15 protein-coding genes are annotated in these 19,103 nt (G+C 71.0%); 6 read left to right on the top strand and 9 right to left on the bottom strand.

Annotated features, from left to right (window positions below; translation table 11 throughout):
* Positions 1-77 precede the first annotated feature (77 nt).
* A complete protein-coding gene (locus tag ACIOEW_RS04920; RefSeq protein WP_362551382.1) occupies positions 78-413 on the bottom strand; it encodes a chorismate mutase in 336 nt (111 codons plus the stop codon).
* 25 nt (positions 414-438) lie between these two features.
* Positions 439-1,317, bottom strand: coding sequence for an AraC family transcriptional regulator (locus ACIOEW_RS04915; RefSeq protein WP_350988651.1), 879 nt, complete (start codon positions 1,315-1,317; stop codon positions 439-441).
* 224 nt (positions 1,318-1,541) lie between these two features.
* Between ACIOEW_RS04915 and ACIOEW_RS04910 the strand changes: the two genes are divergently transcribed.
* The 3 genes from ACIOEW_RS04910 (at position 1,542) to ACIOEW_RS04900 (ending at position 5,421) form a co-directional block, all read left to right on the top strand.
* Positions 1,542-3,344 carry a beta-galactosidase gene (locus ACIOEW_RS04910; protein ID WP_401961282.1) on the top strand — a complete coding sequence of 601 codons (1,803 nt, stop codon included), beginning with the start codon at positions 1,542-1,544 and terminating at the stop codon, positions 3,342-3,344.
* Between the two features lie 83 nt (positions 3,345-3,427).
* Positions 3,428-4,336 carry a hypothetical protein gene (locus ACIOEW_RS04905; RefSeq protein WP_362551376.1) on the top strand — a complete coding sequence of 303 codons (909 nt, stop codon included), beginning with the start codon at positions 3,428-3,430 and terminating at the stop codon, positions 4,334-4,336.
* 68 nt (positions 4,337-4,404) lie between these two features.
* Positions 4,405-5,421, top strand: coding sequence for an ankyrin repeat domain-containing protein (locus ACIOEW_RS04900; protein WP_401961280.1), 1,017 nt, complete (start codon positions 4,405-4,407; stop codon positions 5,419-5,421).
* Between the two features lie 116 nt (positions 5,422-5,537).
* Here the strand turns inward: ACIOEW_RS04900 and ACIOEW_RS04895 are convergent, their stop codons facing one another.
* The 4 genes from ACIOEW_RS04895 to ACIOEW_RS04880 form a co-directional block, all read right to left on the bottom strand.
* Positions 5,538-7,256, bottom strand: a complete 1,719-nt coding sequence (locus ACIOEW_RS04895; RefSeq protein WP_401961278.1) for a DEAD/DEAH box helicase — start codon at positions 7,254-7,256, stop codon at positions 5,538-5,540.
* Between the two features lie 278 nt (positions 7,257-7,534).
* Entirely contained in the window at positions 7,535-7,738 is a 204-nt protein-coding gene (locus ACIOEW_RS04890) for a cold-shock protein (protein WP_015607926.1), read from the bottom strand.
* A 306-nt stretch (positions 7,739-8,044) separates the two neighbouring features.
* Positions 8,045-8,656: a TetR/AcrR family transcriptional regulator gene (locus ACIOEW_RS04885; protein WP_362551366.1), complete on the bottom strand. Its 612-nt coding sequence runs from the start codon at positions 8,654-8,656 to the stop codon at positions 8,045-8,047.
* Positions 8,657-8,745: 89 nt separating this feature from the next.
* Complete coding sequence (locus ACIOEW_RS04880) at positions 8,746-9,252, bottom strand: pyridoxamine 5'-phosphate oxidase family protein (protein WP_401961275.1); 507 nt, start codon at positions 9,250-9,252, stop codon at positions 8,746-8,748.
* A gap of 168 nt (positions 9,253-9,420) precedes the next feature.
* On the opposite strand from ACIOEW_RS04880, the gene ACIOEW_RS04875 reads away from it, so the two are divergent.
* Positions 9,421-9,708, top strand: a complete 288-nt coding sequence (locus ACIOEW_RS04875) for a hypothetical protein (protein WP_401961272.1) — start codon at positions 9,421-9,423, stop codon at positions 9,706-9,708.
* Here the strand turns inward: ACIOEW_RS04875 and ACIOEW_RS04870 are convergent.
* Complete coding sequence (locus ACIOEW_RS04870; protein WP_401961271.1) at positions 9,687-10,280, bottom strand: HutD family protein; 594 nt, start codon at positions 10,278-10,280, stop codon at positions 9,687-9,689. The two genes, ACIOEW_RS04875 and ACIOEW_RS04870, sit on opposite strands and share 22 nt — an antisense overlap.
* A gap of 133 nt (positions 10,281-10,413) precedes the next feature.
* Here ACIOEW_RS04870 and ACIOEW_RS04865 point away from each other — a divergent pair, with 133 nt between their 5' ends.
* Together ACIOEW_RS04865 and ACIOEW_RS04860 are read left to right on the top strand one after the other, a co-directional pair.
* Positions 10,414-11,337, top strand: coding sequence for a rhomboid family intramembrane serine protease (locus ACIOEW_RS04865; RefSeq protein WP_401961270.1), 924 nt, complete (start codon positions 10,414-10,416; stop codon positions 11,335-11,337).
* 35 nt (positions 11,338-11,372) lie between these two features.
* Positions 11,373-12,608 carry an SLC13 family permease gene (locus ACIOEW_RS04860; protein ID WP_362551351.1) on the top strand — a complete coding sequence of 412 codons (1,236 nt, stop codon included), beginning with the start codon at positions 11,373-11,375 and terminating at the stop codon, positions 12,606-12,608.
* 153 nt (positions 12,609-12,761) lie between these two features.
* On the opposite strand, the gene ACIOEW_RS04855 is transcribed toward ACIOEW_RS04860, so the two are convergent.
* Together ACIOEW_RS04855 and gltB are read right to left on the bottom strand one after the other, a co-directional pair.
* Entirely contained in the window at positions 12,762-14,222 is a 1,461-nt protein-coding gene (locus ACIOEW_RS04855; RefSeq protein ID WP_401961268.1) for a glutamate synthase subunit beta, read from the bottom strand.
* A complete protein-coding gene (gltB, locus tag ACIOEW_RS04850; protein WP_401961266.1) occupies positions 14,215-18,774 on the bottom strand; it encodes a glutamate synthase large subunit in 4,560 nt (1,519 codons plus the stop codon). Before gltB ends, ACIOEW_RS04855 begins: the two co-directional genes overlap by 8 nt.
* Positions 18,775-19,103: the final 329 nt, after the last annotated feature.

Genomic DNA, 19,103 nt, shown 5'->3' with positions numbered 1-19,103 from the left:
CTTAGCCCTTGGCCCGAACGACGGACGCCGAAACCGGAGCCCCGGACGCCGAAACCCTCGGCTCGGGGCTCCGGTCGCTACGCCTGTGCGCCGCCCGTCCCGTTCGCCGACTCCTCCGCGATGCGCTCATGGTGGCGGATGACCTCGGCCACGATGAAGTTCAGCAGCTTCTCGGCGAACGCCGGGTCCAGATGGGCGCTCTCCGCCAGCTGCCTCAGCCGCGCGATCTGGCGGGACTCGCGGGCCGGGTCCGCCGCGGGGAGCTGGTGGGCGGCCTTGAGGTGGCCGACCTGCTGGGTGCACTTGAAGCGCTCGGCGAGCATGTGGACAACAGCCGCGTCAATGTTGTCGATGCTCTCGCGCAGCCGGTTCAGTTCGGCGCCTACGGAATCGTCGATGTCGCTCGTGGTCATGGTCAGCGAGCTTAGACGGACCGGGCTACGGGATGATCGTCGGAGGGTGTTCCGGGTCCGGGACCCGGTCGCTCCAGCCGCCCGGCACACTGCGGCCCTGCTGCTCGCGGAAGCGCACCGGGGCCATGCCGACGCGGCGGGCGAACAGGCGCGAGAAGTACGCCGGGTCGTCGTACCCGACCCTGCGGGCGACCGCGGCGACGGGCAGGTCGCCGGTGGCGAGGAGCTCCTTGGCACGGCCGAGCCGGATGCCCAGGAGGTAGTCCTTCGGGCTGCAGCCGGCCCCCCGCCGCACCGCGGTGCGCAGTTCGGCGGGTGTCATGCCGTGCCGGGCGGCGTGCTCGGCGACGGAGAGCGGCTGGAACGCGTCCCGGGCCAGGGCGTGCAGCACCGGGTCACCGTCGGGGTTGACGTCGGCACGGGCCCGGCGCAGCGCGACGAGGAGTTCGTGGACGGCCGCGCCGGTCTCCACCTCCAGCAGCGGATTGCCGCGCCGGGCCGCCCGGACCATCCGGCCGACGGCGGCGCGCGGCGCCGCGGTGTCGGAGAGCGGGACCAGGGGGCGGTCCGGCTCGATGTAGCCGAGCTCGGTGTACGTGGCGGTGGCGGGCCCGGTGAAGTCGACGAAGCTCTCGTCCCAGCCGGTGACCGGGTCGGCGCCGTAGTGGTGCGGGGTGCCGGGGGTCAGCCAGATCAGGCTGGGCGCGGTGACGGGGACCCGGCGCCCGTCCGGGCCGATGAACCATCCGCTGCCCGCGTTGATGACGACGGCCACGTGGTGGTCCAGGGTGCGGGGGCCGACGGTCGGCAGCGTGCCGTGCTGCAGGCCGACGCCCAGGCAGACCAGACCGAGGCGGTGGTGGAGCGGGCTCGGGGTGAAAAAGCGCATCCAGGTGTGGTACATCGGCCTTCGCTCCTCCGTCCGCGGTGAGGTGACGTGCAGCGTCGTGTGCTGCGTCCAATCAGCAGTGATCTTTGTCCATGGACCGGCCGCACGCCAGGGGGCGAGGCTGGGCCGTGACATTCCTCCCGGGTTCGCCCGCTCCGTCACACGTACCGCGTTCCGCTCGTACCGGGCCGCGCAGCGCGGCGTTCACGGGACCGCGCGCACAGGAGAGAACGAGCACGATGGCTGACTTCACCGTGGGGGACGACCACTTCCGGATCGATGGGAAGCCCGTACGGCTGCTGTCGGGAGCCCTGCACTACTTCCGGGTGCACGAGGCGCAGTGGGAGCACCGGCTGTCGATGCTGCGGGCGATGGGCCTGAACTGTGTCGAGACCTATGTGCCGTGGAACCTCCACGAGCCGCAGCCCGGCGAGTACCGGGACGTCGCGGCCCTCGGCCGCTTCCTGGACGCCGCGCACCGGGCCGGTCTGTGGGCGATCGTCCGGCCGGGCCCGTACATCTGCGCGGAGTGGGAGAACGGCGGGCTGCCCGCATGGGTGACCGGGCGGTTCGGCAGGCGGGTGCGGACCCGGGACGCGGGCTATCTGGACGCGGTGGAGCGGTGGTTCGCCGAGCTGCTGCCGCAGGTGGTGGAGCGGCAGACCGGCCGCGGCGGTCCGGTGATCATGGTGCAGGCGGAGAACGAGTACGGCAGCTACGGCACCGATGCGGTCTATCTGCGCCGGGTGGCCGAGATGCTCGTCGCGTTCGGCGTGAGTGTTCCGCTGTTCACCTCCGACGGGCCGGAGGATCACATGCTCACCGGCGGCTCGGTGCCCGGCCTGCTCGTCACGGCGAACTTCGGTTCGGGGGCGCGCGAGGCGTTCCGGGTGCTGCGTCGCCATCAGAGCGCCGGCCCGTTGATGTGCATGGAGTTCTGGTGCGGCTGGTTCGAGCACTGGGGCGCGCCGCCCGTCGTACGGGATCCGGCGCAGGCCGCCGGCGCGCTGCGGGAGATCCTGGAGTGCGGGGCGTCGGTGAACATCTACATGGCGCACGGGGGGACGAACTTCGCGGGCTGGGCTGGCGCCAACCGCTCCGGGCCGCTCCAGGACCAGGACCTGCTGCCGACGGTGACGTCGTACGACTACGACGCGCCGATCGACGAGTACGGGCGGCCCACGGAGAAGTTCCGGCTCTTCCGGGAGCTCCTCGCGCCGTACGCGGACGGGCCGCTGCCCCCGCTGCCGCCGGAGCCCGCCGGCCTGGCTCCGGTGCGGGCCGGACTGACGGAGTGGGCGCCGCTGCCGGACGTCATGGACGCGCTGGGCGAGGAGGAAGCGGCGGAGTCCGGTGTGCCGCCCACGTTCGAGGAGCTGGGGGTCGACCGCGGCCTGGTGCGGTACCGGGTCGCGGTGCCGGGTCCGCGCGGCCCGTACACCCTGAGCGTTTCGGGCCTGCGGGACCGGGCGGTGGTGTACGTGGACGGGGTCCGCAGGGGCGTCCTGAGCGAGGAGGACGGCACTCTGGCGGAGCCGGTGGGCGGGCCCGCCGAGGTGGAGCTGTGGGTGGAGTCGCTGGGCCGGGTCAACTACGGGCCGCGGCTGGGCGAGCCGAAGGGGATCACCGGAGGCGTGCTGCACGAGCGCCAGTTCCTGCACGGGGTACGGGCGCGGGCGCTGCGGCTCGACGCGTTCGACGAACCGGCGGCCGTGGCGGGCGTCCCGTTCGTGCCGGTCGACGGGTCCGGGGGTACCGGTCTGTACCGGGGCACGTTCGAGGTCGCCGACGTGTCCGGAACGGGGCACGCGGGGCTTGAACTACCGGGCTGGACAAGAGGGTTCGTCTGGGTGAACGGCTTCTGCCTCGGGCGCTACTGGTCGGCGGGCCCGCAGCGGACGCTGTACGTGCCGGGTCCGGTGCTGCGGGACGGCGTGAACGAGGTGTGGGTGCTGGAGGTGGAGAGCGCGGGGGCACCGTATGCGGAGCTGGGGCCGGGGGTGCCCGTACGGACGGGCGGCCCGGCGGACACGGACGCCTGACGGATCCCGCCTGCCCGGGCCGCACCCGCCTGCCCCGGTCTACAGTGGTGAGGAGTTGAGCGTCGCGAAGTGGGGGTGGGGACGTGACGGACAGCCCCCACGGCAGCCCGGTGGTGCACGGTTTCCCGCATCTGGCCACCATCCGCTCGGCGATCACCGCGCTCTACCGCCGCCTGTCGTACGACGGCGTCCACCGCTTCGCCCCGAGCCTCGCCCCCGCCGATGCGGCGTTCGCCGACGCGGACGACCTGTATCTCGGTGCGCAGCGGGTGGCGCGGGCGATGGTGCAGCATCTGCGGCTGCCGGACGCCCGGATGATCGTGGCGTTCCGTGCGATGGAGCATGCCGGAAGTGTCGAACTCGCGGCGGGGCCGGAGTACTTCATCGAGCTGAACGACCGCTTCCGTACCCATCGCAGGGACATCGGTGCCGCGTTGTCGCACGAGGTCATGCATGTGCTGCTGCACCGGCTGGGCCTGGAGTTCCCGGGGACGCGTGACAACGAGATCCTCACCGACACCGCGGCGGCCTATCTGGGGGCGGGCTGGCTGCTGCTGGACGCGTTCCGTCAGGACGCCACGTCCAGCCAGAAGCTCGGCTACCTCACTCCGGAGGAGTTCGGGTACGTGCTGGCCAAGCGGGCGCTGGCCTTCGACGAGGATCCCTCGCCGTGGTTCACCAGCCCGCAGGCGTACACCGCGTACACCAGGGGCCGGGCGCAGGCCCTGCGCGAGAGCGCGCAGCCGCCGCTGACGGCGGCGGGCTGGTCGGGCCGGCGCCGGTACGCCAGGGACCGGCGGTACGCACAGGACCATCCGGGTTCGGTTCCGGTCCAGGGTCCCGAGGTTCCGTACGCCTTCGAGGCCGGCGGCGACGGGCTGCGGGTCGCCTTCCCGTGCCCGACCTGCCATCAGCGCAACCGGGTTCCGGTCCGCGGCCGGGTGCGGGCGCGGTGCGCACTGTGCCGGACGGTGCTGGACTGCACCACCTGAGACCGCACCACCTGAGAGGGCCCGCCACGGGCAAGAGGCCCTGGCGTGCGGCGTATTACAGTCGAAATATGACAGAAGATCCGATGGCGCAGGCAGGGGGCGGGCCAGGCCTGTTCGATGCGCTGTACGAGGGTGAGAACGCCGTCGTACGACTGCTCCGCGCCGGTGTGCCCGCCGAGTCGGTGGACGAGGACGGTGCGAGCGCGCTCTATCTCGCGGCGGTGTCGGACCGCCCGGGAGTGGTGCGGCTGCTCCTCGCAGCGGGCGCCGACCCCGACCGGGCATGCGGCCCCGAGTCGGGTGATCTGCCGCTGTGCGGGGCTGCGTGCGGCGGGCACACGGAGGTGGTCGAGGCGTTGCTGGCGGCCGGGGCGCGACCGGATCTGCGCGAGCAGTTCGGGTTCACGGCGCTGCGGTGGGCGGTGGGGCTCGGCCACGCGCGGACCGCCGAAGTGCTGCTGGCGTACGGCGCCGACCCGTGCCTGCCGGGTCCGGAGGGCGAATCACCTCTGCTGCGCGCCGCCCGCCGGGGCTCCCTGCCGACGGTGCGCGCGCTGCTGCGGCACGGTGCGGGGGCGGTGGAGGGCGCGGCCGAGGAGGCGCTCGGCGAGGCGCGGCGTCTGCTGGACACCGACCTGGAGCAGGAGATGCGGGCGGGCCTGCGGGAGTTGTACGGGGACACGGAAGCGTACGAGGTCGTGGTGGACCGGAGCGTCGTCGACGGCGGAGAGACGCTGACCGTCGAACTGGTCCGCGACGGGCGGCCGACTGCGGGCCGGGACCAGCAGACGGGGCACGGCGCGATCGCCACGGTGCTGGAGACGGAGCTGGGCCTTTCCGCCCCCTTCGAGGAACTGGCGCGGCGGGCTCTGCGGTCCGGGGGCCCGGAGCTGGAGAACTGGCGGACCTCGGCCGAGGCGCTGTGCGAGCGCGGCGGGGAGGAGACCCGCCAGGCGGCGGCCGCGTGGTGCGCGGCGGCCGATCCCTTGCGGCGGGCGTTCGGCACGGAGGTGCTGGCGCGGTTGGGGGCACCCGTGCCGCGCGAAGACCGTTCAGGTGGTGAAAGCAGCCCGTCCGGCGTGTGATGACGGAAGCGGCACCCGGGGCGGACCCGGCTGACGCTCCGTCCTCGAACGCCGGACGGGCTTGAAAGGCATGCCGGCCCGCCCGGAAAACTCCGGACGGGCCGAAAATCGACCGGCTACGCCGCGCGGCGGCCGCGCGCCGGAGCGCCGCCGCGGCCGGAACCGCCGGAGCGACCCGCGCCACCGCCACCGGTACCGCGTGAAGCGCCACCGCCACCGGTAGCACGTGCAGCGCCACCGCCACCGGTACCGCGTGAGGCGCCACCTGCGCCCGAGCCGCGGGACCCGCCGCCCGCACCCTGCGCGCCGCTGCCGCCCGCGCCGCTGCCGCCGGCAGCGCCTGCGCCACCGGCGCCGCCGCGCCTGCCCCGGCCACGGCTGCCCGAGCGGAAGCCGCCCGCGGCACCGGTACCCGTGCCCCCGCCGGACCGCGTGCGCGGCTTCGGCGGAGTCGGCTGCGGGACCTCGACCACGATCGCGATGCCGGACGGTTCGCGCGCCCCGGTGATCCGGGAGAGCTCCTCGTCGCTGGACTTGATCCGGGTGGTGCGGGGTGCGATGCCCGCGTCCTGCATGAGGCGGGTCATCTCCCGCTTCTCCTCGGGCAGCACCAGCGTGACGACGCTGCCGGACTCCCCGGCGCGCGCCGTGCGTCCGCCGCGGTGGAGGTAGTCCTTGTGGTCCGTGGGCGGGTCCACGTTGACGACCAGGTCGAGGTCGTCGACGTGGATGCCGCGGGCCGCCACGTTCGTCGCGACGAGCGCGGTGACCTCACCGGTCTTGAACTGGTCCAGGGTCCGGTTGCGCTGCGGCTGCGAGCGTCCGCCGTGCAGGGCGGCAGCCCGGACACCGCTGGCGAGCAGCCGCTTGGCGAAGCGGTCGGCGGCGCGCTTGGTGTCGACGAACATGATCACCCGGCCCTCGCGGGCGGCGATCTTCGTGGCGACGGCCTTCTTGTCGGTCTCGTCGAGCACGTGGAGCACGTGGTGCTCCATGGTGGTGACGGCACCGGCGGACGGGTCGACCGAGTGCACGACGGGGTCGGTCAGGAACATCTTGACCAGCCGGTCGATGTTCTTGTCCAGGGTCGCGGAGAACAGCATCCGCTGGCCGTCGTCCTCGACCTGCTTGAGCAGGGCGACGACCTGCGGCATGAACCCCATGTCGGCCATCTGGTCGGCCTCGTCGAGGACGGTGATGGCGACGTCGTCCAGGCGGCAGTCGCCGCGCTCGATGAGGTCCTTGAGACGGCCCGGCGTGGCGACGAGCACCTCGGCGCCTCGGCGCAGCGTGCCGGACTGCTTGCTGATCGACATACCGCCGACGACGGTGGCCATCCGCAGGTTGACTGCGGTGGCGTACGGCGTCAGCGCGTCGGTGACCTGCTGGGCGAGCTCGCGGGTCGGGACGAGAACGAGCGCCAGCGGCGCCTTCGGCTCGGAGCGGCGGCCGGCGGTGCGGGCCAGCAGCGCGAGGCCGAAGGCGAGGGTCTTCCCGGAGCCGGTGCGGCCGCGGCCGAGGATGTCCCGGCCGGCGAGCGAGTTCGGCAGGGTGGCGCCCTGGATCGGGAACGGGTCGGTGACGCCCTGCGCGGCAAGGGTTTTCAGCAGGGCGGCGGGCATGTCCAGCTCGGCGAACGCCTCGACGGCGGGCAGCGCGGGGGTCATGGTTTCGGGCAGGGCGAACTCACCCTGCGGCGGCGTGGCCCTGCGACGGGGTGACGCCTTGCCGGATCCCTTGCCGGAACCCTGTGCGGTTGCCTGTGTCTGGGCCGTGCCACGCCCCCTCGACGGGCGATTGCGGGCGGGACGGTCCTGACGTTCGGAGCGGGTCATACGGAATTGCCCTCCTGGGGATTCCTGGGGAACTACGTGGGACTTCGGGACTGACTGGGACTGCGGGGACCACGGGAGAGTTCCGGGGGTTGCGCGGACATGCGGACGGACCGCTGTACGCGGCGCGAGGAACTCTCGGGACGCCCCGGGGTGCTTCGTCGCACCCGGTGCTGGGCACCGAACGGCGCCCGGTCTTTGCGTTGCTTCCCAGGGACAGCACAAGCCGGGACCCGCACCTTCACGGTGCGGGCCCCGGCTGCGAGGTACGCGTCCGGCAATTAGGCCGGGACGATGTTCTCCGCCTGCGGGCCCTTCTGGCCCTGCGTGACGTCGAAGGAGACCTTCTGGCCCTCCTGGAGCTCACGGAAGCCCTGGGTGGCGATGTTGGAGTAGTGGGCGAAGACGTCAGCGCCGCCGCCGTCCTGCTCGATGAAGCCGAAGCCCTTTTCCGAGTTGAACCACTTCACGGTTCCAGTAGCCATGTCATTCTCCTAAAACAGGTGCAGTGCCGGAAATCCGCACTTTACGAATTCCAAGTCGCCGCATTGAGCCCCACCCGGAGAAAGCCGGAAAACATTAAAGCGCCTGAGGAAGCATTCCCGTCAGGCGCACATAAAGTTCATGGGTACCAAAACTGCAACCGGATCACCGTAGCACGATCTGCCGACCAGCGGTGGGACACGCCGCGCCGCCGGCCGGCAGATTTTTGCGCGAACCCTTGGGGCGTCCGGCCTGGAGCCGTCTCGAGCCGTCTCGAATCTGTTCGAACCGGTTCCCGCCGGGCCGGTTCAATGGCGCAGGGCGATGCCGTCCAGGACCATCGAGAGGTACTGGCGGGCGATCTCCTCCGGGCTGTGCTGCCCGCCCGGCCGGTACCAGGACGCGGCGACCCAGACGGTGTCGCGGACGAACCGGTAGGTGAGGCGGATGTCGAGATCGGCGCGGAAGGTCCGGTCGGCGACACCGCGCTCCAGGGTGCCGAGCCAGGCCTTCTCGAACTTCTCCTGGGAGTCGACGAGGTACTGGAACCGGGGCTGGGCGGCCAGGTGCCGGGCCTCCTTCTGGTAGATGGCGACGGCGGCGCGGTGCCGGTCGATCTCACGGAAGGATTCGGTGACGAGCGCCTCGATGGTCTCCCTGGGGCCGAGCCCGGCGTCGAGGACGGCGTCGTATCCCTCCCAGAGCTCGCCAAGGAAGGTGGAGAGGATCTCGTCGAGCATCGATTCCTTGGAATCGAAGTGGTAGTAGAGGCTGCCCGCGAGCATGCCGGCCGCGTCCGCGATCCTGCGGACGGTCGTGGCGTTGTATCCCTGGGCGGCGAACACCTCGGCGGCGGTGGCGAGCAGTTCGCCACGGCGCTCGGGCGAGGGGGTCACCTGGGGCTTCTTCTTGGTAGGCACCCGCCCATTCTCCGCCCCGCGGGAACGGCCGCGGACGGCCCCGTCGTCCGCTCCCCCGGCCGGCCGCTCCTCCGCCGCCCGGCGGGCCGTCAGGGCTCCGTGACCGTCTGTCCGTCGTCGTTGCCCCTGCGGACCGTGCGCAGTGGGTGGCCGGGTCGCCAGGACTGGATGAGCAGGGTGTCACCGCCCTCCAGGCCGATGCGCACCACCTCGGTCAGCTCCACCCGGAAGAGGTGGAAGGGTTCCGGCGGCTTCACCTCGCCGATGAAGCGGGCCAGTACCTCGGGGTCGGTCACCTCCACGGCGCGTCCGGAGATCCGTACGTCGCCGTCGGCCATCTCGGCGTCGGGACCGGGGTTGGCCTGCACCGCGAAGCGGGGGTCGCGGAACAGGTCCAGTGCCTTGCGCGAGTTCGGCATCATGCCGAGGAACGGCTCGCCGAGCCGGAACTCCACTTCGAGGCCGGTCACCCGTGGCGAGCCGTCCTTGCGGAGGGTCGCCAGGACGTGGTGCTTGTACTGCTCGAAGCGCTGTCGGACGGTGTCGGCGAAGACGGGCTCCGCCGACCGGAAGTCTGCCCAGGAGGATGAGGTCATGACTCCATCGAACCCGGGAAACCCGACATCCTCTGTCCGGATTCCCTAAGGACGGTCGCGTACCACCCGGACGGATGCCGCGCAGGCCCCGGCGTGGTGTGCTGGAGGAGGTGGAGGCCGCCGTCCCGGCGGCGGGGAGGGCCGCTCCCGCCCCCGAGGTGAGTTCAGATGGCGATCTTCATGAAGGCGTCGCTGCCCGGCATGACGACGGACCAGTACGACGCGCTCAACGCGGAACTCCAGGCACTGCCCGGCGACACCTTCGCGGGCTGCCTGTCGCACGTCTGCGTCCCGACCGATTCGGGCATCGAGGTGTACGACCTCTGGGAGTCCGAGGAGGCCATGGACAAGTTCGGCGCGGTGATGATGCCCGTCGCCGAGAAGCAGGGGCTGCCCGCCTCGAGCGAGCGCCCGAAGGTCTCGCAGGTGCACCGCTACTGGATTCCGGGCTCGTAGACCGACCGAGCCGACAGAGTGACCAGGGCCGCGTATCCCTGCGTCCGCAGGACGACCGGCGCCCTGCCCCGCACCAGCACCGCGTCGTAGCAGCCGAGCCGGCTGTCCGTACCGTCGATGACCGCACCGTCCTCCAGTACCACGGCCAGCACCGCCCCGCCCTCCGGAGCCATCAGCCGGAGGGTGCCGCGCACCACCGCGGTCTCGGCCCGTGCGCGGTCCCTGCGGTACATCACGTTGAGGTTCACGACCGGACCCGCCAGCAGCCGGCCGTCGGTCTCCAGGTCGCCCGGGAAGTCGTGCGGCCAGTACGGCTCGTCGACGATGTGGTGCTCACCGCCCACCATCAGGTCCATCCCGGCCCCCTCCACCACGGTCAGGGTGCGGTCGACGCCCGGGAACACGGAGAACGGCCCGTCAGCCGCCACGTCCGCCAGGCTGACCCGCCAGTCGAATCCGTCCGTCGGGGCGCCGGGGGACGCGACGATCTCCCGGGTGGTGCCCCCGCCGTTCCTCCATGGCACCGGTGTGCGGCCGGCCGCACGCAGGATCCGGAACGCCTCGGCGGTCATCAGGGGGCTCCGATCGTCGGGGGTGAGGAACCCCGAGCCTAAACCCGGGTGCTGCCCGCTCCTGCGGGTTCGCTATCTTGATCGCCGCCGCCCCCACCGGCTTCTGGTCCATTCACCGACGAAGGAGCCGGCCATGGAGGCCGCCGTCACCACGTGCTACCGCCATCCCTCGTACGAGACGTATGTGAGCTGCACCCGCTGCGAGCGCTTCATCTGCCCGGACTGCATGCGCGAGGCGGCCGTCGGTCATCACTGCGTGGAGTGCGTGAAGGAGGGGCGGCGTTCGATACGGCAGGCGCGGACGGTGTTCGGCGGTGCGGTCCCCCGCAGTGCCGTGCCGCTCGTCACCTATGTGCTGATGGGCCTCAACATCCTGGCGTACCTGGGTGAGCTGGTCCGTCCGGGGATCGTCGACCGGTTCGCGATGACGGGTGCCGGGCTGACCGGCCCGGACGGCAGCCAGTACGTCTACGTGAACGGGGGCTTCCCCGGCCTCGACGTGACCGGCGTGGTGGACGGCGAGTGGTACCGGCTGCTGACCGGGGCCTTCCTGCATCTGCCGCCGGGCGAATCGTCCTTCGGCTCGCTGCCGTTCGGTGTGCTGCACATCGCCTTCAACATGTACGCGCTGTGGAATCTGGGCCGGGTCGTCGAGGAGCAGCTGGGGCGGGTCCGGTATCTCGCGCTGTATCTGCTGTCCGCGCTGGGCGGCTCCGTTCTGGTCTACCTGATCGCGCCGCTCGACTCCGCGGTGGGCGCCTCGGGAGCGGTCTTCGGTCTCGCGGCGTCGTTCTACGTCATCAACCGGCGTCTGGGCCGGGACATGCAGGCGGTGAACCGGTTCCTGGCCGGGTTCCTGCTCTGGATGGTGATCTCGGCGGGCTTCACCTCGTGGCAGGGGCACCTGGGCGGGCTGCTGACCGGCGCGGTCGTCACGGTCGTGTACGCGTACGCCCCGGCGCAGCGGCGTACGCCCGTACAGGCGGCCGGGTGTGTGGTGCTGCTCGCCGTCCTGGTGCTGCTGGTGGTCCTCAAGAGCTCGGCGCTGACGGGCTGAGCGGCAGCGGGTGCCGGGTCTGACACGATGACCGCATGCGGAATGATCACTCTGCGCCGGGAGTCACTCGTTCCGGTGCGGTCTCCCTGGTGCGGCGGCTGCATCCACTGGACTGGCTGGCGGGCGGGCTGCTCGTCCTGGGCGTGACGGCGGTGGTGACCGGGCTGTTGCCCGCTGATCCGGCGGCGGATCAGATGCGGCGCATCGGACCCCTGCTGGTGTTCCTGGCCACGGTGATCGTGCTGGCGGAGCTGGCGGGCCGGGCGCAGGTCTTCGACGTGGTGGCGGCGTGGGTGGCGCGCGCGGGCCGGGGCCGCTATCCCCTGCTCTTCGGGCTCTGCGTGGTGTTCGCCTCGCTCACCACGATCACGCTGAATCTGGACACCACCGCGGTGTTGCTCACGCCGGTGATGCTGGCGCTCGGTACCCGGGTGGGCATCGCGGCCCTGCCGTTGGCGATGACGACGGTGTGGCTGGCCAACACGGCGAGTCTGCTGCTGCCGGTGTCGAACCTGACGAATCTGCTGGCGGCGGACCGGGTGGCGCTGTCCCCGGCCGGTCTGGCCGCGGTGATGTGGCTGCCGCAGCTGGCGGCGATCGGGGTGACGGCCCTGTGCCTGTGGGTGTTCTACTGGCGCCGCGGCCGGCGCGGGGCGGACCGTTACGTCCCGCCCGCCGTGCCGGTTCCGGGTGATCCGGTGCTCTTGCGGATCTGTTCGGTGGCGTGCGGCGGTTTCCTGCTCGCGATCCTGGTGGCGGACGTACCGCTGTGGTCGGCCTCGCTGGTGGCGATGGTGATCGTGGTGGCGGCGTATGCGGTGCGGCGCCGGGAGGAGCTGCGGGTGTCTCTGGTCCCGTGGCGGCTGCTGGTGCTGGTACCCGGGATGTTCCTGGTCGTGGAGACGGTCGGCGCGCACGGTCTGCACGAGTTGCTGGTGCGGGCGCTCGGCTCGGACAACGGCTTCGTGGGCATGCTGCGGTCGGCCGGGGTGGGTGCGGGGCTGTCCAATGTGCTGAACAACCTGCCGGCGTACGTGGCGGGCGAGGCGGTCATCCCCGCTGACAACCACAACCAGCTGCTCGCCCTGCTGATCGGGGTCAACGCGGGGTCCGTCGTCACTCCGTGGGGTTCGCTGGCGACCCTGCTGTGGTTCGAGCGGTGCCGCTGGCAGGGGACGCGGATCTCCGTGCGGCGTTTCGTGCTGACCGGTCTGGTGCTGTCGGTGACGGCGGTGTCCGCGGCCACCTGCGCGCTCGCCCTGGTCACCTGAGGTGCTGCGGAGGCACTGCGGGAGGCAGTGCGGAGGAGGGGCCGGAACCGCCCCGGGATGCGCCACGGCGCCTGCCGAATCGTCCGGTCGGGGACGGGCAGGCGCCGCGTTCAGTTCCGTACGCCGTTGTACGGGACGTCTGGTGTGCCGTGATCAGACCGTCAGGGAACGGTCCGTCGGGCGGATCGGGGCCGGCAGTGCGCTGGCTCCGGTCAGGAAGCGGTCCACGCCGCGTGCCGCGGAGCGGCCCTCGGCGATGGCCCACACGATGAGGGACTGGCCGCGGCCCGCGTCACCGGCGACGAACACGCCGCCGACGTTGGTGGCGTAGTCGTCGTCACGGGCGACGTTGCCCCGCGCGTCGAGCTCCAGGCCGAACTGCTGGACCAGACCGTTGGCCTGGTCGGTGCCGGTGAAGCCCATCGCGAGGGTGACCAGCTGTGCGGGGATCGACCGCTCGGTGCCGGGCTTCTGCTCCAGCTTACCGTCCTTGAACTCCACCTCGACGAGGTGGAGGGCCTGGACGTTGCCGTCCTCGTCGCCCTCGAAGTGGGTGGTGGAGACGGAGTACACCCGCTCGCCGCCCTCCTCGTGCGCGGAGGTGACCTTGTAGAGCATGGGGAAGGTCGGCCAGGGCTGGTTGGCGTTCCGGTCCTCGCCCGGCTGCGGCATGATCTCCAGCTGGGTGACGGAGGCCGCGCCCTGCCGGTGGGCGGTGCCGACGCAGTCGGCGCCGGTGTCGCCGCCGCCGATGACGACGACGTGCTTGCCCTCGGCGGTGATCGGGGAGACCGTCAGGTCGCCCTCCTGCACCTTGTTGGCGAGCGGCAGGTACTCCATCGCGAAGTGCACGCCGTTCAGCTCACGGCCCGGGACGGGCAGGTCGCGGGAGACGGTGGCGCCGGCGGCGATGACGACGGCGTCGTACCGGCGCCGCAGCTTCGCGGCGTCGACGTCCTTGCCGACCTCGACCTCGGTGCGGAACTTGGTGCCCTCCGCGCGCATCTGCTCGATGCGGCGGTTGATGTGCGACTTCTCCATCTTGAACTCGGGGATGCCGTACCGGAGGAGTCCCCCGATGCGGTCCGCGCGCTCGTAGACGGCGACCGTGTGGCCGGCCCGGGTCAGCTGCTGGGCGGCGGCGAGTCCGGCCGGGCCGGAGCCGATGACGGCCACGGTCTTGCCGGAGAGACGCTCGGGCGGCTGCGGGGTCACGTCGCCGCGGTCCCACGCCTGGTCGATGATGGAGACTTCGACGTTCTTGATGGTGACGGCCGGCTGGTTGATGCCGAGTACACACGCCGACTCGCACGGCGCCGGGCAGAGCCGCCCGGTGAACTCGGGGAAGTTGTTCGTGGCGTGCAGGCGCTCGGACGCGGCGGTCCAGTCCTCGCGGTAGGCGTAGTCGTTCCACTCGGGGATGAGGTTTCCGAGCGGACAGCCCTGGTGGCAGAACGGGATACCGCAGTCCATGCAGCGGCCGGCCTGCTTGCTGATGATCGGGAGCAGCGAGCCCGGAACGTAGACCTCGTTCCAGTCCTTGACGCGCTCGCCGACGGGGCGGGTCTTGGCGACCTCGCGGCCGGTGGTCAGGAAGCCCTTGGGGTCAGCCATTGGTCGCCGCCTCCATCATCTTCTCGGTGGTCTCCTGCTCGGAGAGACCGGCGAGCTCAGCGGCGTCCTTGGCGGCGAGCACTGCCTTGTAGGTGGACGGGATGATCTTGCTGAAGCGGGCCACCGCGGCGTCCCACTCGGCGAGAAGCTTTTCGGCGACCGTGGATCCGGTCTCCTCCCGGTGGCGGCGCACCACGTCGTGCAGCCACTGCTTGTCGGTGTCGGAGAGCTCCTCGACCGCGCCGAGGTTCCCGATGTTGACGTTGTCGCGGTTCAGGTCGATGACGTACGCGACGCCGCCCGACATGCCGGCCGCGAAGTTGCGTCCGGTCTCGCCGAGGACGACGGCGTGTCCGCCGGTCATGTACTCGCAGCCGTGGTCGCCCACGCCTTCCGAGACGACCGTGGCGCCGGAGTTGCGGACGCAGAACCGTTCACCGGTGCGGCCGCGCAGGAACAGTTCGCCGCCGGTGGCGCCGTAGGCGATGGTGTTGCCCGCGATGGTGGAGTACTCGGCGAGGTGTTCGGCGCCGCGGTCCGGGCGGACGACGACGCGGCCGCCGGAGAGGCCCTTGCCGACGTAGTCGTTGGCGTCACCCTCCAGGCGCAGCGTCACACCGCTGGGGAGGAAGGCGCCGAAGGACTGGCCCGCGGAGCCGGTGAAGGTGATGTCGATGGTGTCCTGGGGCAGACCCGCACCGCCGAACTTCTTCGTGACCTCGTGACCGAGCATCGTGCCGACGGTGCGGTTGATGTTGCGGATCGCGATCTGCGCGCGGACCGGCAGGGCGGCCTCGGCGCTGTCGGCGTTCAGGGCGTCGGCGGCGAGCTTGATGAGCTCGTTGTCGAGGGCCTTGGCCAGACCGTGGTCCTGCTCGGCGATCTGGTGACGGACGGCGCCTTCGGCCAGCTCGGGGACGTAGAACAGGGGCTTGAGGTCGAGGCCCTGTGCCTTCCAGTGCGTGATGGCACGGTCGGTGTCCAGGAACTCGGCGTGGCCGACGGCCTCTTCGATCGTACGGAAGCCGAGCTCGGCGAGGATCTCGCGGACTTCCTGGGCGATGAACTCGAAGAAGTTGACGATGTACTCGGCCTTGCCGGAGAAGCGGTCGCGCAGGACCGGGTTCTGGGTGGCGATGCCGACCGGGCAGGTGTCGAGGTGGCAGACGCGCATCATGACGCAGCCGGAGACGACGAGCGGCGCGGTCGCGAAACCGAACTCCTCGGCGCCCAGCAGCGCGGCGATGACGACGTCGCGGCCGGTCTTGAGCTGGCCGTCGGTCTGTACGACGATGCGGTCGCGCAGGCCGTTGAGCAGCAGGGTCTGCTGGGTCTCGGCGAGGCCGAGCTCCCAGGGGCCGCCCGCGTGCTTCAGGGAGGTGAGCGGGGATGCGCCCGTTCCGCCGTCGTGGCCGGAGATGAGGACGACGTCCGCGTGCGCCTTGGAGACACCGGCGGCGACCGTGCCGACGCCGACCTCGGAGACCAGCTTCACGTGGATGCGGGCCGCCGGGTTGGCGTTCTTGAGGTCGTGGATCAGCTGAGCCAGGTCCTCGATGGAGTAGATGTCGTGGTGCGGCGGCGGGGAGATCAGACCGACACCCGGGGTGGAGTGCCGGGTCTTGGCGACCCACGGGTAGACCTTGTGGCCGGGCAGCTGGCCGCCCTCGCCGGGCTTGGCGCCCTGCGCCATCTTGATCTGGATGTCGTCCGCGTTGACCAGGTACTCGCTGGTGACACCGAAGCGGCCGGAGGCGACCTGCTTGATGGAGGAGCGGCGTGCCGGGTCGTAGAGCCGGTCGGCGTCCTCGCCGCCCTCGCCGGTGTTGGACTTGCCGCCCAGCTGGTTCATGGCGATGGCGAGGGTCTCGTGCGCCTCGCGGGAGATCGAGCCGTACGACATGGCGCCGGTGGAGAAGCGCTTGACGATGTCGGAGACGGACTCGACCTCGTCGATGTCGATCGCCTCGCGGTCCGAGTTGAACCCGAACAGGCCGCGGAGCGTCATGAGGCGCTCGGACTGCTCGTTCACCCGGTCCGTGTACTTCTTGAAGATGTCGTACCGGCGGTTGCGGGTGGCGTGCTGGAGGCGGAAGACCGTCTCCGGGTCGAACAGGTGCGGCTCGCCCTCGCGGCGCCACTGGTACTCGCCGCCGATCTCCAGCGCGCGGTGCGAGGCGGAGATGCCGGAGGCGGGGTAGCCCTTGGCGTGCCGGGCGGCGACCTCCTTGGCGACGACGTCGAGTCCGGCGCCGCCGATCTTGGTGGCGGTGCCGTTGAAGTACTCCGCGACGAAGTCCTCGTCGAGGCCGACGGCCTCGAAGACCTGGGCGCCCCGGTAGGAGGCGACGGTGGAGATGCCCATCTTGGACATGACCTTCAGGACGCCCTTGCCCAGGGCGTAGATGAGGTTGCGGATGGCCTGTTCGGCCTCGATGCCCTCGATGAAGGTGCCGGCGCGGACGAGGTCCTCGACGGACTCCATGGCCAGGTACGGGTTGACCGCGGCGGCGCCGTAGCCGATCAGCAGGGCGACGTGGTGGACCTCGCGGACGTCACCGGCCTCGACCAGCAGGCCCACCTGGGTGCGCTGCTTGGTGCGGATGAGGTGGTGGTGGACGGCCGAGGTCAGCAGGAGCGACGGGATCGGCGCGTGCTCGGCGTCGGAGTGCCGGTCCGACAGGACGATCAGGCGGGCGCCGTCCTCTATGGCGGCGTCGACCTCGGTGCAGATCTGCTCGATCCGCGCGGCCAGTGCCTCGCCGCCGCCGCCGACCCGGTAGAGGCCGGAAAGCGTCGCGGCCTTCATGCCCGGCATGTCGCCGTCGGCGTTGATGTGTATGAGCTTGGCCAGCTCGTCGTTGTCGATCACCGGGAAGGGCAGCGTGACTGCGCGGCACGCGGCGGCGGTCGGCTCCAGGATGTTCCCCTGGGGGCCGAGCACGGAGCGCAGCGAGGTGACGAGCTCCTCGCGGATGGCGTCCAGCGGCGGGTTGGTGACCTGGGCGAACAGCTGGGTGAAGTAGTCGAAGAGCAGCCGGGGGCGCTCGGAGAGCGCGGCGATCGGCGAGTCCGTGCCCATGGAGCCGAGGGGTTCGCCGGCGGTGCGGGCCATCGGGGCGAGGAGGACGCGGAGCTCTTCCTCGGTGTAGCCGAAGGTCTGCTGGCGGCGGGTGACGGAGGCGTGGGTGTGGACGATGTGCTCGCGCTCGGGGAGGTCCTCGAGCTCGATCTCGCCGGTTTCCAGCCACTCCTCGTACGGGTTCTCGGCGGCCAGGGACGCCTTGATCTCGTCGTCCTCGATGATGCGGTGCTCGGCGGTGTCGACGAGGAACATCTTGCCGGGCTGGAGGCGGCCCTTGCGGACGACCTTCGCGGGGTCGATGTCCAGGACGCCGACCTCGGAGGAGAGCACGACGAGGCCGTCGTCGGTGACCCAGTAGCGGCCGGGGCGCAGACCGTTGCGGTCGAGGACCGCGCCGACCTGGACGCCGTCGGTGAAGGTGACGCAGGCCGGGCCGTCCCAGGGCTCCATCATCGTGGAGTGGTACTGGTAGAAGGCGCGCCGGGCCGGGTCCATGGAGTCGTGGTTCTCCCACGCCTCGGGGACCATCATCAGGACCGAGTGCGGCAGCGAACGGCCGCCGAGGTGGAGCAGCTCCAGGACCTCGTCGAAGGAGGCGGAGTCGGAGGCGTCCGGGGTGCAGACGGGGAAGATCCGGTCGAGCTGCGCCTCGCCGAAGAGGCTGGAGGCGAGCTGGGACTCGCGGGCCTTCATCCAGTTGCGGTTGCCCTTGACCGTGTTGATCTCGCCGTTGTGCGCGACGAAGCGGTACGGGTGGGCGAGCGGCCAGCTCGGGAAGGTGTTGGTGGAGAAGCGGGAGTGGACCAGCGCGACCGTGGTGGCGAAACGGCGGTCGGAGAGGTCCGGGAAGAACGGCTCCAGCTGCCCGGTGGTGAGCATGCCCTTGTAGACGATCGTCCGGGCGGAGAGCGACGGGAAGTAGACCCCGGTCTCACGCTCGGCGCGCTTGCGCAGCACGAAGGCCTTGCGGTCCAGGACGATGCCGGTGCTCTCGCCGTCCGCGACGAAGAGCTGGCGGAACTCGGGCATGGTGGCGCGGGCGCCGTTGCCGAGGATGTCGGGGGTGACCGGGACCTCGCGCCAGCCGAGGACCTTGAGGCCTTCTTCGGCGGCGATCTTCTCGAGGTTGCGGACGGCTTCGGTGGAGTCGTCCGCGGGCAGGAATGCGATGCCGACGGCGTAGGCACCGGCCTCGGGGAGGTCGAAGGGGACCTCTTCGCGCAGGAAGGCGTCCGGGACCTGGAGCAGGATTCCGGCACCGTCACCGGAGTCGGGCTCGGATCCGGTGGCGCCGCGGTGTTCGAGGTTGCGCAGTACGGTCAGCGCCTGCTCGACCAGCTCGTGGCCGGCCACGCCGGTCAGAGTGGCTACGAACCCGACACCGCAGGCGTCGTGCTCGTTGCGGGGGTCGTACATCCCCTGCTGGGCGGGGCGACCGTCCATGGGCGACCAGGCGTCGGTGCGCATCGGCTCTCCCGTCGTCGTCGTGGCATTTGCGTGCCGAGGGACGACGTTGGCCCTCTGCGAAATTTCGTGCAGATTACATGATGGGACGCTTCTCAAAAAGCGGATAGCTCGTTCCAACATACGGACACCGCCGTGACGGTGGAGTGGGTCGCAGTCGGAGGATCGGCGCCCGGGAGACCACAGAGAGCAGGCGTCGTTGCCTGCGGTGTCTACGGCTCATGCCCGGCGGCAAAGGAAACGAAACCGCCGGGTAACGACTACTTATGTGTAGCCCTGCATAGAGTCTCATTTTACGTCGCGTACAGCCGATCCGCCCAGTGGCGGCGATC

It is taken from the genome of Streptomyces sp. NPDC087901, from assembly GCF_044742205.1.
Classification (GTDB): Bacteria; Actinomycetota; Actinomycetes; order Streptomycetales; family Streptomycetaceae; genus Streptomyces.
The sequence above is the reverse complement of the archived record's forward strand: the minus strand, read 5'-3'. Positions and strand labels throughout refer to the sequence as shown.

Bases quoted from the DNA above. Each gene is read 5' to 3' on its own strand.
- ACIOEW_RS04895 (WP_401961278.1), bottom strand. From the start codon at position 7,256: ATGACCCGCTCCGAACGTCAGGACCGTCCCGCCCGCAATCGCCCGTCG.
- ACIOEW_RS04855 (WP_401961268.1), bottom strand. From the start codon at position 14,222: ATGGCTGACCCCAAGGGCTTCCTGACCACCGGCCGCGAGGTCGCCAAG.
- ACIOEW_RS04915 (WP_350988651.1), bottom strand. From the start codon at position 1,317: ATGTACCACACCTGGATGCGCTTTTTCACCCCGAGCCCGCTCCACCAC.
- ACIOEW_RS04910 (WP_401961282.1), top strand. From the start codon at position 1,542: ATGGCTGACTTCACCGTGGGGGACGACCACTTCCGGATCGATGGGAAG.
- ACIOEW_RS04880 (WP_401961275.1), bottom strand. From the start codon at position 9,252: ATGACCTCATCCTCCTGGGCAGACTTCCGGTCGGCGGAGCCCGTCTTC.
- ACIOEW_RS04875 (WP_401961272.1), top strand. From the start codon at position 9,421: ATGGCGATCTTCATGAAGGCGTCGCTGCCCGGCATGACGACGGACCAG.
- ACIOEW_RS04920 (WP_362551382.1), bottom strand. From the start codon at position 413: ATGACCACGAGCGACATCGACGATTCCGTAGGCGCCGAACTGAACCGG.
- ACIOEW_RS04870 (WP_401961271.1), bottom strand. From the start codon at position 10,280: ATGACCGCCGAGGCGTTCCGGATCCTGCGTGCGGCCGGCCGCACACCG.
- ACIOEW_RS04900 (WP_401961280.1), top strand. From the start codon at position 4,405: ATGACAGAAGATCCGATGGCGCAGGCAGGGGGCGGGCCAGGCCTGTTC.
- ACIOEW_RS04865 (WP_401961270.1), top strand. From the start codon at position 10,414: ATGGAGGCCGCCGTCACCACGTGCTACCGCCATCCCTCGTACGAGACG.
- ACIOEW_RS04860 (WP_362551351.1), top strand. From the start codon at position 11,373: ATGCGGAATGATCACTCTGCGCCGGGAGTCACTCGTTCCGGTGCGGTC.
- gltB (WP_401961266.1), bottom strand. From the start codon at position 18,774: ATGCGCACCGACGCCTGGTCGCCCATGGACGGTCGCCCCGCCCAGCAG.
- ACIOEW_RS04890 (WP_015607926.1), bottom strand. From the start codon at position 7,738: ATGGCTACTGGAACCGTGAAGTGGTTCAACTCGGAAAAGGGCTTCGGC.